Source organism: Paraburkholderia sp. Cpub6 (genome assembly GCF_014201065.1).
In the GTDB taxonomy this organism is placed as follows: domain Bacteria; phylum Pseudomonadota; class Gammaproteobacteria; order Burkholderiales; family Burkholderiaceae; genus Paraburkholderia; species Paraburkholderia tuberum.
In genome coordinates, this window is record NZ_JACHDM010000014.1 from 149,145 (window position 1) to 168,923 (window position 19,779).

General features: G+C 64.4%; 15 protein-coding genes. 10 read left to right on the forward strand and 5 right to left on the reverse strand.

Features of this window, described 5'->3' with window-relative positions:
- Positions 1–23 precede the first annotated feature (23 nt).
- The 4 genes from HDG33_RS22825 to HDG33_RS22840 all read left to right on the forward strand — a co-directional run bounded on the left by HDG33_RS22825 (position 24) and on the right by HDG33_RS22840 (position 6,674).
- Entirely contained in the window at positions 24–4,208 is a 4,185-nt protein-coding gene (locus HDG33_RS22825; RefSeq protein ID WP_184033678.1) for a bifunctional nitrate reductase/sulfite reductase flavoprotein subunit alpha, read from the forward strand.
- A 169-nt stretch (positions 4,209–4,377) separates the two neighbouring features.
- Positions 4,378–5,745, forward strand: a complete 1,368-nt coding sequence (locus HDG33_RS22830; RefSeq protein WP_184033681.1) for an MFS transporter — start codon at positions 4,378–4,380, stop codon at positions 5,743–5,745.
- A 118-nt stretch (positions 5,746–5,863) separates the two neighbouring features.
- Positions 5,864–6,325 (forward strand): SRPBCC family protein, encoded by a 462-nt coding sequence (locus HDG33_RS22835; protein ID WP_184033683.1) that lies wholly within the window; start codon positions 5,864–5,866, stop codon positions 6,323–6,325.
- Entirely contained in the window at positions 6,309–6,674 is a 366-nt protein-coding gene (locus HDG33_RS22840) for a helix-turn-helix transcriptional regulator (protein WP_184033686.1), read from the forward strand. Before HDG33_RS22835 ends, HDG33_RS22840 begins: the two co-directional genes overlap by 17 nt.
- Positions 6,675–6,887: 213 nt before the next feature.
- On the opposite strand, the gene HDG33_RS22845 is transcribed toward HDG33_RS22840, so the two are convergent.
- Both HDG33_RS22845 and tam read right to left on the reverse strand, forming a co-directional pair.
- Entirely contained in the window at positions 6,888–7,253 is a 366-nt protein-coding gene (locus tag HDG33_RS22845) for a hypothetical protein (RefSeq protein ID WP_184033689.1), read from the reverse strand.
- 261 nt (positions 7,254–7,514) lie between these two features.
- Positions 7,515–8,312 carry a trans-aconitate 2-methyltransferase gene (tam, locus tag HDG33_RS22850; RefSeq protein WP_184033692.1) on the reverse strand — a complete coding sequence of 266 codons (798 nt, stop codon included), beginning with the start codon at positions 8,310–8,312 and terminating at the stop codon, positions 7,515–7,517.
- Positions 8,313–8,406: 94 nt separating this feature from the next.
- Here tam and HDG33_RS22855 point away from each other — a divergent pair, with 94 nt between their 5' ends.
- From HDG33_RS22855 to HDG33_RS22865, 3 genes are all read left to right on the forward strand, one after another.
- Positions 8,407–9,306 carry a LysR family transcriptional regulator gene (locus HDG33_RS22855; RefSeq protein ID WP_184033695.1) on the forward strand — a complete coding sequence of 300 codons (900 nt, stop codon included), beginning with the start codon at positions 8,407–8,409 and terminating at the stop codon, positions 9,304–9,306.
- An 84-nt stretch (positions 9,307–9,390) separates the two neighbouring features.
- Positions 9,391–10,014: a glutathione S-transferase family protein gene (locus HDG33_RS22860; RefSeq protein WP_184033698.1), complete on the forward strand. Its 624-nt coding sequence runs from the start codon at positions 9,391–9,393 to the stop codon at positions 10,012–10,014.
- A gap of 156 nt (positions 10,015–10,170) precedes the next feature.
- Positions 10,171–10,515: a hypothetical protein gene (locus tag HDG33_RS22865; RefSeq protein WP_184033702.1), complete on the forward strand. Its 345-nt coding sequence runs from the start codon at positions 10,171–10,173 to the stop codon at positions 10,513–10,515.
- An 82-nt stretch (positions 10,516–10,597) separates the two neighbouring features.
- Here HDG33_RS22865 and fabV read toward each other — a convergent pair whose 3' ends face one another.
- A complete protein-coding gene (fabV, locus tag HDG33_RS22870) occupies positions 10,598–11,794 on the reverse strand; it encodes an enoyl-ACP reductase FabV (protein WP_184033705.1) in 1,197 nt (398 codons plus the stop codon).
- 134 nt (positions 11,795–11,928) lie between these two features.
- On the opposite strand from fabV, the gene HDG33_RS22875 reads away from it, so the two are divergent.
- Positions 11,929–14,511 (forward strand): transglycosylase domain-containing protein, encoded by a 2,583-nt coding sequence (locus HDG33_RS22875; RefSeq protein WP_184033721.1) that lies wholly within the window; start codon positions 11,929–11,931, stop codon positions 14,509–14,511.
- Between the two features lie 54 nt (positions 14,512–14,565).
- On the opposite strand, the gene HDG33_RS22880 is transcribed toward HDG33_RS22875, so the two are convergent.
- Positions 14,566–15,918, reverse strand: coding sequence for an MFS transporter (locus tag HDG33_RS22880; RefSeq protein ID WP_184033724.1), 1,353 nt, complete (start codon positions 15,916–15,918; stop codon positions 14,566–14,568).
- Between the two features lie 296 nt (positions 15,919–16,214).
- On the opposite strand from HDG33_RS22880, the gene HDG33_RS22885 reads away from it, so the two are divergent.
- Entirely contained in the window at positions 16,215–16,622 is a 408-nt protein-coding gene (locus HDG33_RS22885; RefSeq protein ID WP_184033726.1) for a hypothetical protein, read from the forward strand.
- 124 nt (positions 16,623–16,746) lie between these two features.
- On the opposite strand, the gene HDG33_RS22890 is transcribed toward HDG33_RS22885, so the two are convergent.
- Complete coding sequence (locus HDG33_RS22890) at positions 16,747–17,817, reverse strand: DNA-binding protein (RefSeq protein WP_184033728.1); 1,071 nt, start codon at positions 17,815–17,817, stop codon at positions 16,747–16,749.
- Positions 17,818–18,269: 452 nt separating this feature from the next.
- Between HDG33_RS22890 and HDG33_RS22895 the strand changes: the two genes are divergently transcribed.
- Positions 18,270–19,520 carry a tyrosine-type recombinase/integrase gene (locus tag HDG33_RS22895; RefSeq protein ID WP_184033731.1) on the forward strand — a complete coding sequence of 417 codons (1,251 nt, stop codon included), beginning with the start codon at positions 18,270–18,272 and terminating at the stop codon, positions 19,518–19,520.
- The last annotated feature ends 259 nt before the right edge of the window (positions 19,521–19,779 follow it).

The window sequence follows — 19,779 nt, forward strand, 5'->3', positions numbered from 1 at the left end:
TGTTTCAACCCGATCATTCGCGCATGTCTGCTACCAGCGTAAAGAGCGTGTGTCCGTATTGCGGCGTCGGCTGCGGCATGGTGCTGCACGTCGAGGACGGCCAGGTCGTGAAGATCGCTGGCGACAAGGAGCATCCGGCCAACCTGGGCCGACTCTGCACCAAAGGGCAGTCGGCCCACGTCGCGCTGCGCAAGTCGGGTCGTCTCGAAGGCGCGTTCGTGCGTCGTGCGCGCGACGAAGACCCGGTGCCGCTGCCGATGGCGCAGGCGTTGAGCGATACCGCCGCGCGTCTGCGGCGCGTGCTCGACGAGCATGGTCCCGATGCGCTGTCGTTTTACGTGTCGGGGCAGATGTCGCTCGAAGCGCAGTATCTGGTCAACAAGCTCGCGAAGGGCTTTATCGGCACGAACAATATCGAAGCGAATTCGCGCCTGTGCATGGCGAGCGCGGCGAGCGGCTACAAGCTGTCGCTCGGTGCGGACGGCCCACCCGGCTCGTACGAAGACTTCGATCACGCGGATCTGTTTTTCGTCAGCGGCGCGAATATGGCCGACTGCCACCCGATCCTGTTCCTGCGCATGATGGATCGCGTGAAGGCTGGCGCGAAGCTGATCGTCGTCGATCCGCGCCGCAACACGACCGCCGGGAAAGCCGATCTTTTCCTGCAGATCAAACCCGGCACCGACCTCGCGCTGCTGAACGGTCTGCTGCATCTGCTGCACGAAAACGGCGCAACGGATGCGGCTTTTATCGCCGAACACACCGAAGGCTGGGACGCGATGCCCGCGTTTCTGGCCGGGTACACGCCGGAGCACGTCGCCCGCATCACGGGCCTCGCCGCCGACGACATCCGTCGCGCCGCGCAGATGATCGCGTCGGCCAAAGACTGGATGAGTTGCTGGACGATGGGCCTGAACCAGAGCACGCACGGCACGTGGCACACCAACGCGCTGTGCAATCTGCATCTGGCGACGGGCCGCATCTGCCGGCGCGGCAGTGGACCGTTCTCGCTGACGGGCCAACCGAACGCGATGGGCGGCCGCGAAATGGGCTATATGGGCCCTGCTCTGCCGGGGCAGCGTTCGGCGCTGGTCGCCGCAGATCGCGCGTTCGTCGAAGCACTGTGGGGCATTGCACCGGGCACGCTCAAAGCGGACGCGGGCAACGGCACGATCGACATGTTCGCGCGCATGGCCGCGGGCGACATCAAGGCGTGCTGGATCATCTGCACGAATCCGGTCGCGACCGTCGCGAACCGGCAGACCGCGATCGCCGGTTTGCGCGCGGCCGAACTCGTGATCGCGCAGGACGCGTTCCTCGATACCGAAACGAACCGCTACGCCGACGTGCTGCTGCCGGGCGCATTGTGGGCCGAAGCCGAAGGCGTGATGGTCAATTCGGAGCGCAATCTGACGCTGATGCAGCAGGCCATCGAACCGCCCGGCGCGGCGCTGCCCGACTGGCAGATCATCGCGCGCATCGCGTGTGAAATGGGCTTTGCCGATGCATTCAGTTATGCGAGCGCCGACGAAGTGTTCGCCGAACTCACGCGCGCGGCGAATCCGGCGACCGGCTACGACCTGCGCGGCGCGAGCCATCGCCGCTTGAAGGACTCGCCACTGCAGTGGCCGATCGCGTCGGCCGATTCGTCCGAGCGCAATCCGCTTCGCTATCTGAATGACGGCGTGAGCCAGACGCTCAGGGAGTCGGAAGATGGCGGCCAGCCGCGCATTGCTTTTCCGACCGCGAGCGGCAGGGCGAAGTTTTTCGCGCGTGCGTATCAGCCCGCGGCCGAGTTGCCCGATCGCGAGTTTCCGATCGTGTTGAACACGGGCCGTCTGCAGCATCAGTGGCACACGATGACCAAGACCGGCAAGGTCGCGATGCTGAACAAGCTGAACCCGGGACCCTTCGTCGAAATTCATCCGGACGACGCGGCCGAACTCGGGATTCGCGCGAAGGACGCGGTCGAGATCCGTTCGCGGCGCGGCCGCGCGGTCCTACCCGCCGTCGTCACCGATCGTGTGAGCGCGGGTCAGTGCTTCGCGCCGATGCACTGGAACGACGTGTTCGGCGACGAACTGTGCATCAATGCGGTGACCAACGACGCGGTCGATCCGGTTTCTCTGCAGCCCGAACTGAAAGTCTGCGCGGTCGCGCTGAGTCCGGTGACGGCGGATCGCGACGCGAGCACTCGCAATGACCACGATGCGCTCTCTACCCCCGCCGACGCAGTGGTTTTAGCGCCCAGCGCCAAGGATCAACCCATGCCTCGTATCGAAGCCCTCACCACTTTGCTGCAACTGCCGCCCGAGCCCGCGCCCATGCCGTCGCTCAGCGATGCGGAGCGCGCGTATCTGGCGGGTTTCGTCAGTGGCCTGCGTTCGGCCGAAGCGCAAGGTCTCGCCAACGTGCCGGTGCTGCCGCACAGCGCACCGTTCGATGCGGTGAAGCGGCTCTATGTCGATGGTCTGCTTGCGGGACTGTATAGCCGCAGCGCGACGACGGCCCAGACGTCGACCGCTGCCTTGCGGCCGAATCTCGCACAGGAAGAGCCACGCGAATCGGGCGTGCGCATCGCGCGCGTGCGGCCGAAGGTCACGCTGTTGTGGGCCTCGCAAACCGGCAACACCGAATCGTTGACCGAGCGTTACGCGACGCGTCTGATGGAATCGGGCTTCGAAATCCGCACCGCGTGCATGGCCGACTATTCGTTCGCGACGCTCGCGAAGGCGCAATACGTGCTGCTGATGACGAGCACGTTCGGCGACGGCGATGCGCCCGACAACGCGCAGGACTTCTGGACGCAACTGAACGCCGCCACGGCGCCGCGCCTCGACGGCGTGCGTTTCGCGGTGCTCGCGCTCGGCGATCGCAACTACGATCAGTTCTGCGGTCACGGCCGCCGTCTGGACGAGCGGCTCGCCGCGCAGGGTGCGCTGCGTCTGACCGAGCGCGTCGATTGCGATATTGAATATCAGCAAAGCGCCGATGCATGGCTCGAACGCGTGATCGTCTGCATCAAGCAGGCGGATGCCGCGCTGTACGCGGTGCCGCCGGGCGGCATGATCAACGCGGTGGTGGGCGCGGTGCCGACCAAGGCGCGGCCGGCCGCGTCGCGCGTCGTCGGCAATCTGCGCCTGAACCGGCAGGGCGCCGCGAAGGATACGCGCTACGTGTCGCTGCAAACGGGCGAGACGAACCTCGAATACGAAGCGGGCGATGCGCTCGGCGTGTGGCCGAGCAACTGCCCCGAACTCGTCGACGAACTGATCACGCTGAGCGGTTTGCACGCGGAGGCATCGGTGCACGTCGCGGGTATCGGCGACATGCGGCTCGCCGATGCGCTCGGCAAGCACTACGAGATCGCGCGGCCGAGCGCCGAAGCGCTCGCGTTCGTCGCGGCGCGCAGCGGCGACGGCGTGCTGGGCGATCTGCTCGCGCCCGAACGCAAGGCGGATCTGAAGCAATGGCTATGGGGACAGCAGCTTGCCGACGTATTGCACGAGTTTCCGGTGAGCCTCTCGGCCGCCGAGCTGACCGGCATGCTGAAACGCCTGCAGCCGCGTCTATATTCGATCGCATCGAGCCCGAAGGCGCATCCGGGTGAAGTGCATCTGACGGTATCGGCGGTGCGTTACAGCAACGGGCGGCGGCACCGCAAGGGCGTGTCGTCGACGTTTCTCGCGGATCGCGCAAGCGACATGGACGTGCCCGTGTTCGTGCAGAAGTCCGCTCATTTTCGTCCTCCTCATCAATCGGACACGCCGATGATCATGGTCGGGCCGGGCACCGGCATCGCACCGTTTCGCGGCTTTCTGCACGAACGGCAGGCACGCGGCGAGCGCGGACGCAACTGGTTGTTCTTCGGCGAACAGCATGCCGCGACCGACTTCTACTATCGCGACGAACTCGAAGCGATGCGCGCGAGCGGTCTGCTGACCCGGCTCGACGTCGCGTTCTCGCGTGACCAGGCCGACAAGATCTATGTGCAGGACCGCATGCGCGAACACGGTGCGCAACTGTGGGCATGGCTCGAAGACGGTGCGCACTTCTATGTATGCGGCGACGCGAACCGGATGGCGCGCGATGTCGATGCGGCGCTGAAGGACGTCATCACGACTCACGGTGGCATGAGCGAAGAGAAAGCACTCGAATACGTGAGCCGTCTGACGCGCGAAAAGCGTTATGCACGCGACGTGTATTGAGCCGCCGATGCGTTTCAGAAGATGCCTTTAAAAAGGCCTCGTAACAGGCAGCACGATGGCATGACGCTTGCATGTCGATCCCGGTGAAAACTCCGGGCGATGTGCCGGCGCAAAACACAAGTAACGCAGCAACTGGACTACCAGGCATTTTATTTACTGAGGATCTCTGATGAAAAACGTAATGCACTCCCTGCGAAGCGGTGATTGGCGCGCACTCGTCGCCTGCTTTCTGTATTTCGACACGGGCTTCACCGTCTGGGTGCTGTATGGGCCGCTCGCGCCGTTCATCAGCAAGAGCATCGCGATGACGCCCGCGCAGCAGGGGCTGCTCGTCGCGGTGCCGGTGTTGTCCGCGGCGATTCTGCGCGTGACGCTCGGCAATCTGTATCAGTCCGCGCATGGCAAACGCATTGCGTTGATGGGTGTGTTGCTGTCGGCGGTGCCGACAATCGTGCTGCCGTTGCTGCAATCGGTGCCGTCGTACGAAATGCTGCTGGTGCTCGGCGTGTTCCTTGGCGTCGGCGGCGCCAGCTTCGCGGTCGCGCTGCCGATGGCCGGCAGTAACTATCCGCCGAAAGTGCAGGGCCTCGTCTTGGGGCTGGCCGCGGCCGGCAACATCGGCGCGGTGCTCGACGGCTTCCTGTTCCCGCAACTGGCGACGCGCTACGGTTGGCAACTCGCCGCGGGCGGCGCCTTGCCGCTGCTCGCGATCGCCGCGATCACGCTGTACTTCTGGGCCAACGACGCGGGCATCAAAACCGGCAGCGTGCTGCGCGCCTTCGGCAGTTTCGCGACGACGCTGGTCGGCCTGATCGCGCTCGTGCTGCTCGTCGAAGCGGGGCTATTCGGCGCGGGCAAGACCGGCGTGCTGCTGCTGCCGGTGATCGGTGCGCTGCTGGCGATCGCGGTGCTGCCGCAACGCTACCGCTCGGTGCTCGCCGAGCGCGATACGTGGGTCATTATGCTCGTCTATAGCATCACGTTCGGCGGTTTCGTCGGTATGTCCTCGTATGTGTCGCTGCTGCTGACCAACCTCTATCAACTGTCGAAAATCGACGCGGGCCTGTTCATGGCGCTGCTCGCCGCGACCGGCGCGATGGTGCGCCCGCTCGGCGGTCTGATTGCCGACCGCGTGTCGGGCGTGCGCGCGCTGACCGTGCTGCTGGCGATCATCGCGGTTTGCGATTTCCTGTTCGCGGCGGCGATGCCGTCGCTCGCGGGCGGCATTGCGTTGCTGCTGTGCCTCTATGTCGCGTTCGGACTCGGCAATGGCGCGACGTTCCAGCTCGTGCCGCATCGCTGGGCCGGCCGTACCGGTCTGATGTCCGGCATCGTCGGGGCGGCGGGCGGCATCGGCGGCTTCTATCTGCCGGTCGTGATGGGCATCGCGAAGGAAAGCACCGGCAGCTATCAAATGGGCTTCGCGACGTTCGGCACACTGTCGGCTTGCGCGTTCCTTGCGATCGTCGCGCTGCGCCGGCCGTGGATGGCGTGGTCGATGCAAACCGGCGTCATGCACGCGCATGCAACGGAGTAAGGCCCGGCGCGCGGGGTCCGGTCGTGCCGGCGCCGCACGCATCACGCTCTGAACAAAGCGCAGTCGAATGCTTGCATATCGGAGGCGGTGCTTCTAATATGCAGTCAGGAGGCTGCATATGAACTCATCGACCGATCGCATCGAAAAGCAGGTTCTGTTGAAGGCGTCGCGCTCGCGCGTCTGGCGTGCGCTGTCCAACGCCGAGGAATTCGGCAAATGGTTCGGCGTGAATCTCACCGGCAAGCAGTTCGTCGCGGGGCAATCCACGCAGGGGCACATCACCTATCCAGGCTATGAGCATCTGCTGATGAACGTGCTGGTCGAGCGTGTCGAGCCCGAGCATCATCTGTCGTGGCGCTGGCATCCGGCCGCGATCGACATCACGATCGACTACACGCCTGAGCCGACCACACTCGTGGAATTCGATCTGAGCGACGTCGAGTCGGGCACGCTGCTGCGCGTCGTCGAATCGGGCTTCGACCAGTTGCCGGTCGGGCGTCGCGCGCAGGCGTTCCGGCTGAACGACGGCGGCTGGGAGCAGCAGATGGTCAACGTCGAGCGATATGTCGGCGCGAGCTAGGGCGGCCCCCGCGAGGGCGGGCCTCAAGGCGGCGACACTGCGCAGTTCGGCGGCGGTGTTCGCGGCGCTCGGTGACGAGACGCGTCTGCGGCTTGTCGCGGCGTTATGCGCGGGCAGTGCGATGTCGATCGCGCAGCTGACGGCCGGCACCGACATCACGCGGCAGTCGGTCACGCAGCATCTGCAGGTTCTGGCCGACGCGGGCCTCGTGCACGACGTGAAGGTCGGACGCGAGCGCCTGTGGGCGTTCGAGCCCGCGCATCTCGACGCGGCACGCCGCGCGCTCGACGCGATTTCGCGGCAGTGGGATCAGGCGCTGCTGAAGCTGAAGACGATGGTCGAAGAATGAAGGGCGGGCGTCCGTGGTGATTGCACGAACCGAGCCGGCACGCGGATTGGCCGCCTGCCGGTAGGCTGTACGCGACGGCGGGTGCCGCATTTTTTACCGACTGCGAGCGGCACATCGTGCGCGGAAGCGCGGAACAACGCGGAACAACGCAAAAAGGGGCCAAAATATTGGCCCCCAATCCGCTGTAAAAAAGGAAGAAAAACGAGCCCGCGACTAATCGGCGATCCGCTTGTCGGCCAGCGCGCTCTGGCAGTCGGCCAGAACCTGCCGGACGAGCCGGGCTTGCGGGTCGAGTTCGTCGGTATCGAGAATTTCTTCAACCGCGTCGCGCGCCCAGTCGGCATCGACGAAGCGCGCGTGGCGCCGCGCGATTTCGACCGCGGTGGCCGACAGCTTCGCGACGCACAGCCAGTCGGCTTCGCGCGCGCGGCGGTCGAGCCACTTGTGCGCGGACTGCACGTGAAACGCCGCGTCGGGCCAGTCTTCGTTCAGATAATAAGCGCCGAGGCTTCCGCATGTGAGCCAGCACAACAGCTCCAGGCGGTCACGGGGACTCAGGTGTTGGCGTACATCACTCATGGCGACGCTCGCTGCAGTAAATGGCTTCCCGGTGAGGCCGGCGGGCGCCGTCCTCCGCTTTCTACACACGCTTTTTACAAACATTAGCATGCGGAATTCCCGGGCGGCAATTCCTGACCACCCTTAGCGTGCGGCGCCGCCACAGGTGGGGTTTTCGGGCGGTGCGTCAGCGTGGTGCGCCGGCGCTCTGATCGCCCCGGAACGACCCGCCGCAGCCGAAGCGCCGGCATTTACCGGCTCGCAGCGGTTCCCGGCGCGGCTTCAACGTTCGCCGCGCGTCGCGACGATGAAAAGCCGCGGAAACGGCAGCAGCACCGTGCCATCGGCGAGCGCCGGGTAGGCTCTGACGATTTCGTCGCGATAGCGTTGCACAAACGCGCCGCGTTCGGCGTCGTCGAGCGCGGCGAGAAACGGCCGCAGCGCGCTGCCCTTGAACCATTCGACCACCGCGTCGGCGCCCGCGAGCGGGTGGTGATAGATCGTGCGCCACACGTCGACGCGCGCGCACAGCGGCTTGAGCAGCGCGTAGTACCAGTTTGCGTCGTAGCGCATGGTGCGCTCGACACCCTTCAGCTTCGTCGCCCAAGGCCCGTCGATGGCGATTTCGCGCAGCAGCCGGTGCGCCGGTTCGTCGAGATTGTCGGGCATCTGCACGGCGAGGCTGCCGCCCCTGGCAAGTTTTGCCACCAGCGCGGGGAACAGCCGCTCGTGGTCCGGCACCCATTGCAGCACCGCGTTCGCGAGGATCACATCGAAGGGGCCGTGCGCGTCCCACGTCGAAACGTCGCTGATGTCGAAGCGCAATTGCGGCAGCCGCCGACGGGCTGCCGCGATCATCTCGGCGGAGCTGTCGATGCCGCTGACCGACGCGCCCGGCACCCGCTCGGCCAGCACCTCGGTCGAGTTGCCCGGGCCGCAGCCGATGTCGACCGCGAGCCGCGCGCCGTTCAAGGGTACCGCCGCGAGCAGATCGCGGACCGGGCGCGTGCGCTCGTTCTCGAACAGCATGTACTGCTTCGCGTGCCAATCGCTATGCTCGTTCGTGGTTTTGTCGGTCATCTTTTGCTCCTTCGCGGGGTTCGTTGCGGCCATTCTCGGCCGCTGACAGCCCGGAGTAAAATGAATTTATGATCCCGATTACTTCATTTTTCTAATGAAAATCGACACGCTCGGCGTGCAGGCTTTCGTCGCAATTGCCGATCGCGGCAGCTTCCAGAGCGCGGCGGATTCGCTGCACGTCACGCAAACCGCGATCACGCAGCGGCTGCGCAAGCTCGAAAGCTATCTCGGCGTCACGCTGATCGAGCGCACCACGCGTTCGATGGCGCTCACCGAAATCGGTCGCAATTTTCTGCCGCAGGCGCGTCGGCTGCTCGGCGAGCTGGCGGACGCGCTCGTCGAGATCCGCGAAACGGGCATCGCGCGACGCGGCGACGTTTCGATCGCGTGCGTGCCGACCGTCGGCGTGCAGTATCTGCCGCGCATCCTGCAGGCGTATTCGGCGCGCTATCCGCACAATCGCATCAAGATTCTCGATCACGCGTCGTCGGCGGTGGAGGAGGCCGTGTTGCGCAGAGAGGTCGAGTTCGGCATCAACATCGCGCGCGAGCATCATCCCGATCTCGCCACCGTGCCGCTCACCGAAGACCGCTACGTGCTGATCTGCCACGAGGACCATCCACTCGCGAAGCGGCGGCGCATCGCATGGCGGCAGTTGCAGCCGTTCCCGCTGATTTTCGCCGGCGAGGTCAGCGGCAATCGCGCGCTGCTCGACGTCGCGCTGGAATCGAGCGAGCTCGCGCTGCGTTCGTTCTACGAGGTGCAGCGCAGTTCGACCGCCGTCGGACTCGTCGCGCAACGCGTCGGCGCGGCCGTGGTGCCCGCGCTCGCGCTGCAGAAGGGGGCGTATCCGAGCGTGCGCACCGTCGAGCTCACGCAGCCCGCCGTGTCGCGCACGCTGGTGCTCGTCGCGCGCAAGACCGCGCAGTTGTCACCGGCCGCGCAGGCGCTGTACGACATGATCCGCGAACAGGCGACGCTGAAAACCGGATGACGGCGCGCCGCGCGCAAGGCAAACTGGCTGGCTTCCGAGTTTCATTCCTTCAACCCGTTCAATCCACGCGGCACCCAACGACTCATGCTGCAGATACTCGGCAAGACCACCTCGATCAACGTGCGCAAGGTGTTGTGGACCTGCGCGGAACTTGGGCTTGCGTCCGAACAGGAAGACTGGGGCTCCGGCTTTCGCTCGACCGAGGTCGCCGAATTCCGCGCGCTGAACCCGAACGCGATGGTCCCCGTGATTCGCGACGGCGACTTCGTGTTGTGGGAATCGAACTCGATCATCCGTTACCTCGCGAACCGTTATCGGGGTGACGGGCTGTATCCGGCCGATCCGGTCGAGCGCGCGCGCTGTGATCAATGGATCGACTGGCAGGCGAGCGAATTGAACCGCTCGTGGAGCTACGCGTTTCTCGCGCTCGTGCGGCACTCGCCCGAGCATCAGGACCCGCGCCAGATCGCCGCGTCGTGCGCGAACTGGTCGAAGCATATGGCGATCGTCGAGCAGCAACTCGCGCGCACCGGTGCGTATATCGCGGGCGACGCGTTTTCGCTCGCCGATATTCCGATCGCGCTGTCCGCGCACCGCTGGCTCGAAACGCCGCAGCAGCACGACGATTTGCCGGCGCTGGCCGCTTATATGGCGCGCCTGGCCGAGCGCGACGGGTATCGCAAGCATTGCCGAAACGGCACGCCGTAAGCGTTGATTCGCGCGCTTCTGCAATCTGTCGATGCTTACAGAATCCGCCTTCAATGCTTACGCTCTGCTTGCGGATTCCCGCGCTCGACGGCTGCTGCGCGGTGCACCCCGCGTCGCCTACAATGGCGGCCATCTAGCGACATTGAAGGTTCAACGATGCGGTTAACGAAATTCGCGCCGGCTTTGCTGGCGGCGTGCTTCACTCTGAACGCGAGCGCCGAAATGACGGCCGCGCAATACAAGCGCTGGGCACACGCCGACAACAACTCGATCTATGCGGCGTACATCACCGGCACGATCAACGCGTTCGGCTGGGCGAACGGCGATCTGGTCGCGAGGAAACAGCCGCAGCTGTTCTGTCCGCCGCCAACGCTCGCGATCGGCAACCAGACGGTCTATCCGTTGCTCGATGCGTTCTTCGCGAACCATCCGGGCATTTCCGAGGATTTTCCAATCGGGCTCGCGATTCTGCGCGCGTTGCAGGGCGCGTATCCGTGCTGACGTATTGAAGGAGTGAGGGGAGGGAGGCGAGGAGGGGCAACATCAGGGGCGAACTCGCGAAGCGGGCTCGCCCCCCGGTGGATCAAACCTGCACGAGATTCGGAATCTGCACGTCCGGATTGACATCCGCGTCGTAATCGACGCCCTTCATTTCAAAGCCGAACAGGCGCAGGAAATCGGTCTTGTAGCCCGCGAAATCGGTGAGTTCGTAGATGTTGTCGTTGCTCACCTGGTTCCACAGCTCCTGCACGCGGCCTTGCACCTGCGGATCGAGTTCCTTGTAGTCGGCGCGCAGACGGCCTTCGTCGTCCAGATGCGGCTGGCTGCCATAGAGGCTGTCCTTGTACAGGCCGTAGACCTGCTCGATACAGCCTTCGTGCGTGCCTTTTTCCTTCATCACCTTGAAGAGCAGCGACAGATAGAGCGGCATCATCGGAATCGCCGAGCTTGCCTGCGTGACGACTGCCTTCAGCACCGCGACGCGCGCATCGCCGCCCTTGGCCGCGAGCTTTGAGCGGATGCCGAGCACTTTCTGGTCGAGATCTTTCTTGGCCGCGCCGATCGAGCCGTTCCAGTAGATGTCGTGGGTGATCTTCTCGCCGAGGTAGGTGAACGCGGTGGTCCTGGCGCCGTCGGCGAGCACGCCGGCTTCGCCCAACGCGTCCATCCACATCTGCCAGTCCTCGCCGCCCATCACCGCGACCGTGTGCGCGATTTCTTCCGGCGTGGCCGGTTCGAGGACGGTTTCCTTGATCACTTCCTTGTCGGTGTCGATGCCGCGCAGATTGACAGCCTTGCCGATCGGCTTGAGCACCGAGCTGAACACTTGACCGGTCTTCGGGTGCTGGCGCTTCGGCGCCGCGAGGCTATAGACGACCAGATCGACCTGGCCGAGATCGCGCTTGACCACTTCGATCGTGCGCGCCTTCACTTCGTCGGAGAACGCGTCGCCGTTGATGCTGGTCGCGTACAGGCCTTCGGCGGTGGCGAACTTCTCGAACGCCGCGGTGTTGTACCAGCCGGCCGTGCCAGCCTTGGTTTCGCTGCCGGCGCGCTCGAAGAACACGCCGAGGGTCGACGCGCCCGAGCCGAACGCTGCGCTAATGCGGGCGGCGAGGCCATAGCCGGTCGACGCGCCGATCACGAGCACCTTCTTCGGGCCGTTGGCGATGGGGCCGCGTGCCTTCACATACTCGATCTGTTCCTTGACGTTGGCTTCGCAGCCGGTCGGATGGGTCGATACACAGATGAAGCCACGCACACGCGGTTTGATGATCATGGAGCACCTCTTGTCGGAATTGGCGACATTATAGTGGCCCCGCCGGAGCCGCACTCCATGCCGCGAATGAGGCAAAAACCGGCGCACCCCCCACATCTTGGTACGATTGCGCCTTTCCCAGCCGACGACAGCAAGTGAAGCGCCTCTTTTCCTCCTTTCTGGCGGCCCTCGACAAAGGGCTGACGCTCGCGAACCCGCTGTTCGCGAAGGCCGCATGGCATCTGCGCCATCCGACCCGCCGCACGTTCGCGTGGGGGCTCGCCGCGCTGCCGGTGCTATTCGTACTGTACGTGCTGCTGCTGATTCCGTTCACGCCGAGCATCGGCGACATCCGCAAGGCCAAGATCGAGCAGCCCGCGCAGATCCTGTCGGCGGACGGCAAGCTGCTCGCCGAGTTCAAGCCGTCGAACCGCGAGTGGGTCAAGCTGAAGGACATCTCGCCGAACGTCGTGAACGCGCTGATCGCCACCGAGGATCACCGCTTCTATCAGCATTTCGGGCTCGACTGGCGGCGCACCGCTTCGGCCGCGCTGCACACGCTCTCCGGCGAGCGCCAGGGCGGCTCGACGATCACGCAGCAGCTCGCGCGCAATCTGTATCCCGACGAAATCGGCCGCGCGCCGACGTTGACGCGCAAGCTGAAGGAAGCGATCACCGCACTGAAGATCGAGGCGTTCTACACGAAGGACGAGATCCTCGAAACCTACCTGAATACGGTCCCGTTCCTGTACAACGCGTACGGCATCGAGATGGCTGCGCGCACCTATTTCGACAAGTCGGCATCCGACCTGAACGTGCTCGAAGCGGCGACGCTGACCGGCATGCTGAAGGGCAACGCGTACTACAACCCGGTGCTGAACCCCGAGCGCGCCTTGCAGCGGCGCAATACGGTGCTCGCGCAACTGGTCAAGTACGGCAAGCTGACACCCGCCCAGTACGACACGCTCGCCCGCAAGCCGCTGCGTCTCGACTTCGAGCGCCAGATCGAGCCGCCCGGACCCGCGCCGCACTTCACGCAGCAACTGCGCAAATGGCTCGTCGCGTGGGCCGATCGCAACGACTACAACATCTATTCCGATGGACTCGTCGTGCGCACGACGATCGACTCGCGTCTGCAGACGATGGCGACCCAGGCGGTCACGCTGCAGGGCAACCAGTTGCAGAACATCGCGAACTCCGCGTGGGGCACGCGCGCGGGCTGCTCGGCGGACAAGGACCTGCTGCGCACGTTCCTGCGCGAAACGCCTGACTTCCGCGCGGCCAAAGACACGGGCCTCGCCGACGACGACGCGCTGAAACGCCTGCTCGCCGATCGCAAGCTCGTGCAGAGCGTGTGCGACACGAAGACGCGCGTGCAGGCCGACTTCCTCGCAATGGACCCACGTACCGGCGAGATCAAGGCGTGGGTCGGCAGCCGCGACTTTGGCGTTGATCCGTTCGATCACGTGCAGCAGGCGCGCCGTCAGCCGGGCTCGACCTTCAAGCCGTTCGTCTACGCGGCGGCCTTCGAGGCCGGCGCGAAGCCGGACGACAAACTGCCGGACAATCCGGTTCAGATCGAACTCGCCGGCGGCGAAATCTGGAAGCCGAACGACGAGGACGAGCCGAGCGGCCGCATGATCAGCCTGCGCGACGCGCTCGCCTATTCGCGCAACCGCATCACCGCGCAGGTGATGGAGTCGGTGGGTCCGAACAGGGTCGCCAAGCTCGCGCGCGCGATGGGTGTGCGCGACAGCCAGCTCGACCCGGTGCCGTCGCTCGCGCTCGGCACGAGCCCGGTCACGCTTAAGGAAATGGTGTCGGCGTACGGCACGATCGCGAACCTCGGCGGCTACGTCGAGCCGCTGATGGTCACGCGCATCGAGGACCGCAACGGCAACCTGCTCGCCGAATTCAAGCCGGCCACGCCGAGTCGCGAGCTGCCCGCCGACACGGCGCGCACGCTCGTCGACGTGATGCGCGACGTGGTCAGCCGCGGCACCGGCGCGAGCATCCGCACGCGCTTCGGCGTGCGCGGCGATGTCGCGGGCAAGACCGGCACGACCCAGGGCAACGCGGATGGCTGGTTCATCCTGATGCAGCCGCAACTGGTGGCGGGGGCATGGGTCGGCTTCAACGACAGCCGCGTGACGCTGCGCAGCGATTACTGGGGGCAGGGTGCGCATAGCGCGCTGCCGATCGTCGGCGATTTCTTCCAGCGCGCGCAGCGCTCGCGGCTCGTCGACAGCCACATGAAGTTCGATACCGCGCAGCAGCCGGGCTGGTTCGCCGAGCGCGCCGAACGCTTGCGCGACTGGATCGGGCACCTGTTCAAGCACACGCCGGCGCAGCCGGACAAGCAGGTCGTGGCGCGTGCTCCGGCGCGGCGCGCGCCGGTGGCGCCGGTGCAGCCGCCGACGTCTGCCGTGGCGGCACCGGCACCGGCACCGGCACCGGCACCGGCACCGGCACCGGCACCGGCACCGGCACCGGCGGCGGCGTCAGAGGCAGCGGGCGCGTCCGCGGTGCAGGGCGAAGCGCGCGCGTTGCCGCCGTTGCTGCCGGCGCCGGGGTCGGGGTCGGCTCCCGCGCCGGCGCCGGGTAATACCGTCGACGGTGAAGCGCACGGCGGCGGTGCGGCAGCGCTCGCGCCAACCCCGACGCCGGACGACATCGTGCCGCCCGATGCGGGCGGTCAGGGCACAGAAGGGTCGAATAACGGCAGCGGGGCGAATTGAAGGCGACCCGGGCAGGCTGCCCGGGTGCGTATTGAACGGCGCGTGGGACTAGCGCTAAGACCTCGCGACGCCCGCTTCACCCGGCGGTCGCGCATGCGGATTGCCATGCGTCGTCTCGAGCGACGTGTCGTGATGCAGCAGCAACACCGCCGCCATACCGATGAGTCCCGCGCCCGACAGGCATAGCAGCCCGGCGCCGAAGCCGCCGGTGCTGTCCTTGATCCAGCCCATCGCGAACGGCCCGAAGAAACCCGCCAGGTTGCCCAGTGAGTTGATCGCGGCGATGCCGCCCGCGGCCGCCGCGCCCGACAGGAACGCGGCCGGCAAGGTCCAGATTACCGGCAGGCAACCGAAGATGCCGAAGCCGGCAATCGATAGCGCGATCATCTTCTGCACCGGATTGTCGAGGCCGGCCGCGGCCGCGATGCCGGCCGCCGCGACGAACAGCGCAATCGCGACGTGCCAGCGGCGTTCGAGGTGGCGATCCGAATGCCGTCCCCACAAAATCATGCTGACGAGGCCGACCACGTACGGCAGCGACGTCACGAAACCCGTCTGCAGATTAGTGAGGCCGAACGACTTCACGATCTGCGGCAGGAAGAAGCTCAGGCCGTAGTTGGTCGCGTTCGCGCCGAAATAGATCAGCGCGATGGCGAGCACGCGCGGATGGATCAGCGCCTCCTTCACGCTGAAGTGGCGCACCGCCTCGCGATGCTCACGCTCCTGCTTCTGCCGCGCGATCAGCCAGTCGCGCTCCTCGGTGCTGAGCCAGGTGGCGTCGGCGGGCTTGTCGGTCAGATACAACAGCACCGCGACCGACAGCAATACCGCGGGCAGCGCCTCGATCAGATACAGCCACTGCCAGCCGCCGAGTCCGCCGCGGCCGTCGAGCGACAGCAGCGCGCCGGAGATCGGGCCGCCGATCACCGTCGACAGTGGAATCGCCGCCATGAAATAGCCGACCACGCGCCCGCGATACGCAGCCGGAAACCACAAGGTCAGCAGAAAGATGATGCCCGGGAAAAAGCCGGCCTCGGCGACGCCAAGCAGAATGCGTAGGCCGAAAAACACGTGCGCGGGCGAGAGCCCGGTGATGCGCGCGATGTCCGGGATGAACGCCATCGCGCCCGCGAGAATACCCCACGTAAACATGATCCGCGCGATCCAGCGGCGCGCGCCGAATCGTTCGAGCAGCAGGTTCGACGGCACTTCGAAAAAGAAGTACGCGATAAAGAACACGCCCGCGCCGAAGCCGAACGCGCTCGCGGACAGATCGAGCGCCTTGTTCATCTGCAAGGCCGCGAAGCCGACGTTGACGCGATCGAGATAGGCGATGAAATAGCACAGTATCAGGAACGGCACGAGCCGAACCGTGACGCGATGAAGGGTACGTGCCTCGAGATCCATATATGTCTCCTCCGGTTCGGCGACCGGTGTATGCCGCTATGTGGTGGGGTCCGTCTGCGGTTCGAAATGCCGGTCCGTCGAACAGGCATCGTTACAGACTAGACGCTCAACGGGGATTCCGGAAGGTCTTTTGTGAACCATGTGGTCCGCTCATTGCCGACGCCGTCGCGGCGTGGCGCTCGCGTCCATTGTTAGGACTCGCGCAACAGTGTTTTCGGTTGTATCGGCTGATCTTGGGCGAACGATTCCGGATAATTGCTGCCTGACTAATCAGTTAAAAATGCAGGTGATCCACGATGTCGAATCAGGGTTCGGACATGCTCGCTGAGGCGCGCAAAACGGTGCGGGTACGCGAAGTCGCGTCCGTCGCGCGAGCGGAAAGCACGCAAAGGAAGAGGGCGCCGCTGCCCACGCGCATGCGCGGGGTGGCGGCGGTGGCGCTCGCGTGCGCGAGTCTCGTCGGGTGCGCGTCGAGCACGGATGTGGTCGCGAGCGGCAAGCCCGGTAGCTACACGGTCGCCGCCAGCGCGACCGGAGGACGCATGGCCTGGGCGCGCGCGCACGAACTCGCGATGAACGAGGCGCGCGACTACTGCGATCGTCGCGGTATGCAAAGCAGCGTGAATACGGAGACGGTCAGCGGCGTCAGCGCGATGACCGAGCACGGGTCGTCGGTCAGTTTCGAGTGTCATCCGCGCTTCTGACGCAGCGTTGCGCGCGGGCGGCGGGTGCCGCCGCCCCATGACGATCACTTTTTATCGAACGTCACCAGGTGTAACCACTTATCGCGACTCGCGTGGTGACATGCCGCCGGGACGCTGGCAGTCCTCAGTCTTCGCGTGGTTTGGCGTTGGTCGAACGTTTGACGAACGGTGCGCCCGAGAAGCCCACCATCGCGCGGCCCTGCACGGGTGATGTTTCGCGGGCGCGGCGGGCAGGGCGCGCGGACGTTTTTTCTGTTCGCGCCGTCTCGATCTGCCGCGAGAGCGTGTCGATACGCTCGCGCAACAGGTCGGTCGCCGCCACGCGTTCGGCCAGCAACGCATCCTTTTCCGCAAGCTGCCCGCGGGTCGCGGCATGCCGTGCAGCGGAGGCAGCCAGTTCTGCCTTCGATGCGGCCAACTCGTCCCGAATCGCGTCGCGCTCGGCCCGCGATTCGGCTTCGAGCGTCGCCGCCCGCTCGTGACTCGCCTGGAGCTCCTTGCGCAGACGTTGCGCCGCCGCTCGTTCACCGTCGATTTCGAGCAAAGCGCGCTTTTCCGCCGCGGCGAGCCGCTGCTCGTTCTGCTCGTGAGAGCGGCGCAGCTTCGCGAGTTCGTCGGCGAAATCGCGGCGGGCATCGGCGAGCGCGGCGGCTCCTGCCGCGATTTCTTCCTTCGATGTCGCCAGTTGCGCCGTCAGCATGTCGTTGGCCGTCTGCAGCTCGACGATGCGCGCGTCGAGTCCGGCAATCCGCGCGCGCAGGGTCGCGACATCGTTGGCCGCCTGTTCGGCTTTGTCGACGGCGTCCTGACGCTGCCTGTCCTCTTGCTTGGCCTGTTCTTGCGCGGCGGCGATTTGGGCGTCCGCGTCCTGCCTGAACACGTCGAGCGTGGCGTTCGCGGCGTCGCTCGACAGACGCCACAGCTGGGCCGCGAATTCGCCGGCAGCCGTTGCGACCTCGGGCGGCAAGTCCGGACGGCCGACGTCCACACGCGTCTTGTCGCGCACGTCGGTCCAGAAATCGCGCAACGCTTTGGCCGGCGCGCTCATGCTGCCTTTGCGCACCAGCTGGTACAGGCGGTTCGCGGTCGGTGTTTCGCCGTAACGGAAAAACAGCAACGCGCAGACCTCGCGATAAAGCGTCTGCGTGTCGGACGCGTTTTGACGGACGACTTCGATGTCGGCTTCGAGGGTCATGGTGGAAGCGGCTTTTGGGGGAATATGGATATGTTGATAATACAACGTAAAACGCACCATATACTACGCAATTCACTACTTAACACGACATTAGTACTATAATGTCGTGTTCACGGTTGGCGTGCGGATTGTTCAATCGTTAGTATCGATGTCCTCGAGGCTTAGCCGGAGAACCTAAAAATCGAACTTTTTGACATTTCAACGTGGATTTGCACCTCCATAGCGCATTACCTGAGAGAGTTGACGAGTTGTTTCCGAAGTTTGCGTCCCTCCGAGAAGACTGAACTTTTCCGTCCGGCAACGAATAACCTCAGATGGTTTTCCAGTCCAAGAACTCAAAAATAATTTAAGTTGGAGCGGGTCGATTTTCGTCGTCGAGCTGCCCGACTGACGGTACCTGGGCGACTTTTGACTGGGACAGCTCGAAGTTATACAAACCGGAGATGTCTGGAATGGCGCGGCGTAGCAGCGACGAAAACCAGCGCGCAAACACGGGCGCACCCGCGGTGGCGGTCAAACCGTTGCCATTTGAAGACCTCGCTGAAGCACCACCCTGCGCCTACGAGAAGGAACAGCGCGGCTACAACCGCGCCCCTTCCGGGATGTGCAAGCTTGGTGATGCACTAACCGACATGGACGCTCTCATCGCTTGGCTTCGCACGTATGACGACGCGCCTCGTACGCAGCGCGCGTACAGAAAAGAACTCGACCGTTTCTGCGGGTGGCTCACGATCTTCCAGCGAAAAGGACTCGCGTCGGTCAGGACGGAAGACATCGAGGCTTACGATGAGTTCCTGACGGCCCCACATCCAGACTGGTGCGGCAAACGCTACGGGCGGCGGTCAACGGCTGACTGGCATCCGTTCGAAGGTCCGCTGTCTGAGCGCAGTAGGACGTATGCGCGCAAGGTCATCGGTGTTTTCTTTGGATGGCTCGTCGCGATAGGCTACCTCGTCAGGGATCCGTTTGTTGTCAGTCACCCGTATCACGGGCAGAAGAATCATGCGGTCCGCAATCAAGCGGCATCCACGACGAGCGTTCTAACTCTATCTGCGTTTCGCAGATTCGCGAACGTGCTCCAGAAGCACGTCGATTCAATTGATCCCTCGGATCGATGGAAGAAGGCGAAAGCGGAACGGGAATTGTTCACCCTACGCTTCCTTGCCAACACCGGGCTTTGTCGCGACGAGCTGCCACGTGTCTGCTTGCGCGATATCCGTCTCCACGAAAATAGGTTGACAGGCGCGCAGAGCTGGACCATGAAGATCGGAGGAAAGAACATAACGCGCATCATTGCCGTGAATGAAGCCGCGCTCAGCGCGCTGCAGCGATACCGTCGAGCGCTTGGTGCGAGCGAACATTTCATCGGTAACGAATCGCCCCTTTTGTTGCCGGTATGGGGTGAGCAAGGTGCACACCGGCACTTTCTCACGGACCAGATCGTCTACGACGACGTACGGGCAGCTGTCAAAATCGCACAGCAAATGATAGCGCCGACCGATCCTTCATTCGCCCTGCTGCTCGGCAATGTCACGCCTCACTCGTTCCGACATACCTGTGCAAAGATCCTCGAAGAGCTCGGAGTGAAGCCTAGGATGATTCAGCTGCAACTCGGGACCGAGTTGTTCGATACGACTAGATTCATTGAATCCGCCGCAGAGCTGACAGAGCTCGTCGAAGCCATGGCTTCGCTGCAAATCTAGTTAGAAGTAGCCGATCATTCCAAGCCCTGAGCCGCGAGTCTTGCCACCTGCACTTCAGAGTCATCTCACCGCGAGGTCCCTTTTTGGGGTCAACAATGAATGAAACGAGGTGACGCGGCGGCAGTCATATTACGCTTGCGCGGGCTCGATATCCCCGGGATCGACTTCCAGTATCCGTCTTGGATGTTGATCGGTATGCAGCGATTGGTAGGATTCTTAACAGTCAATCAGGACAACTTACATATAAATTGTTGATAAT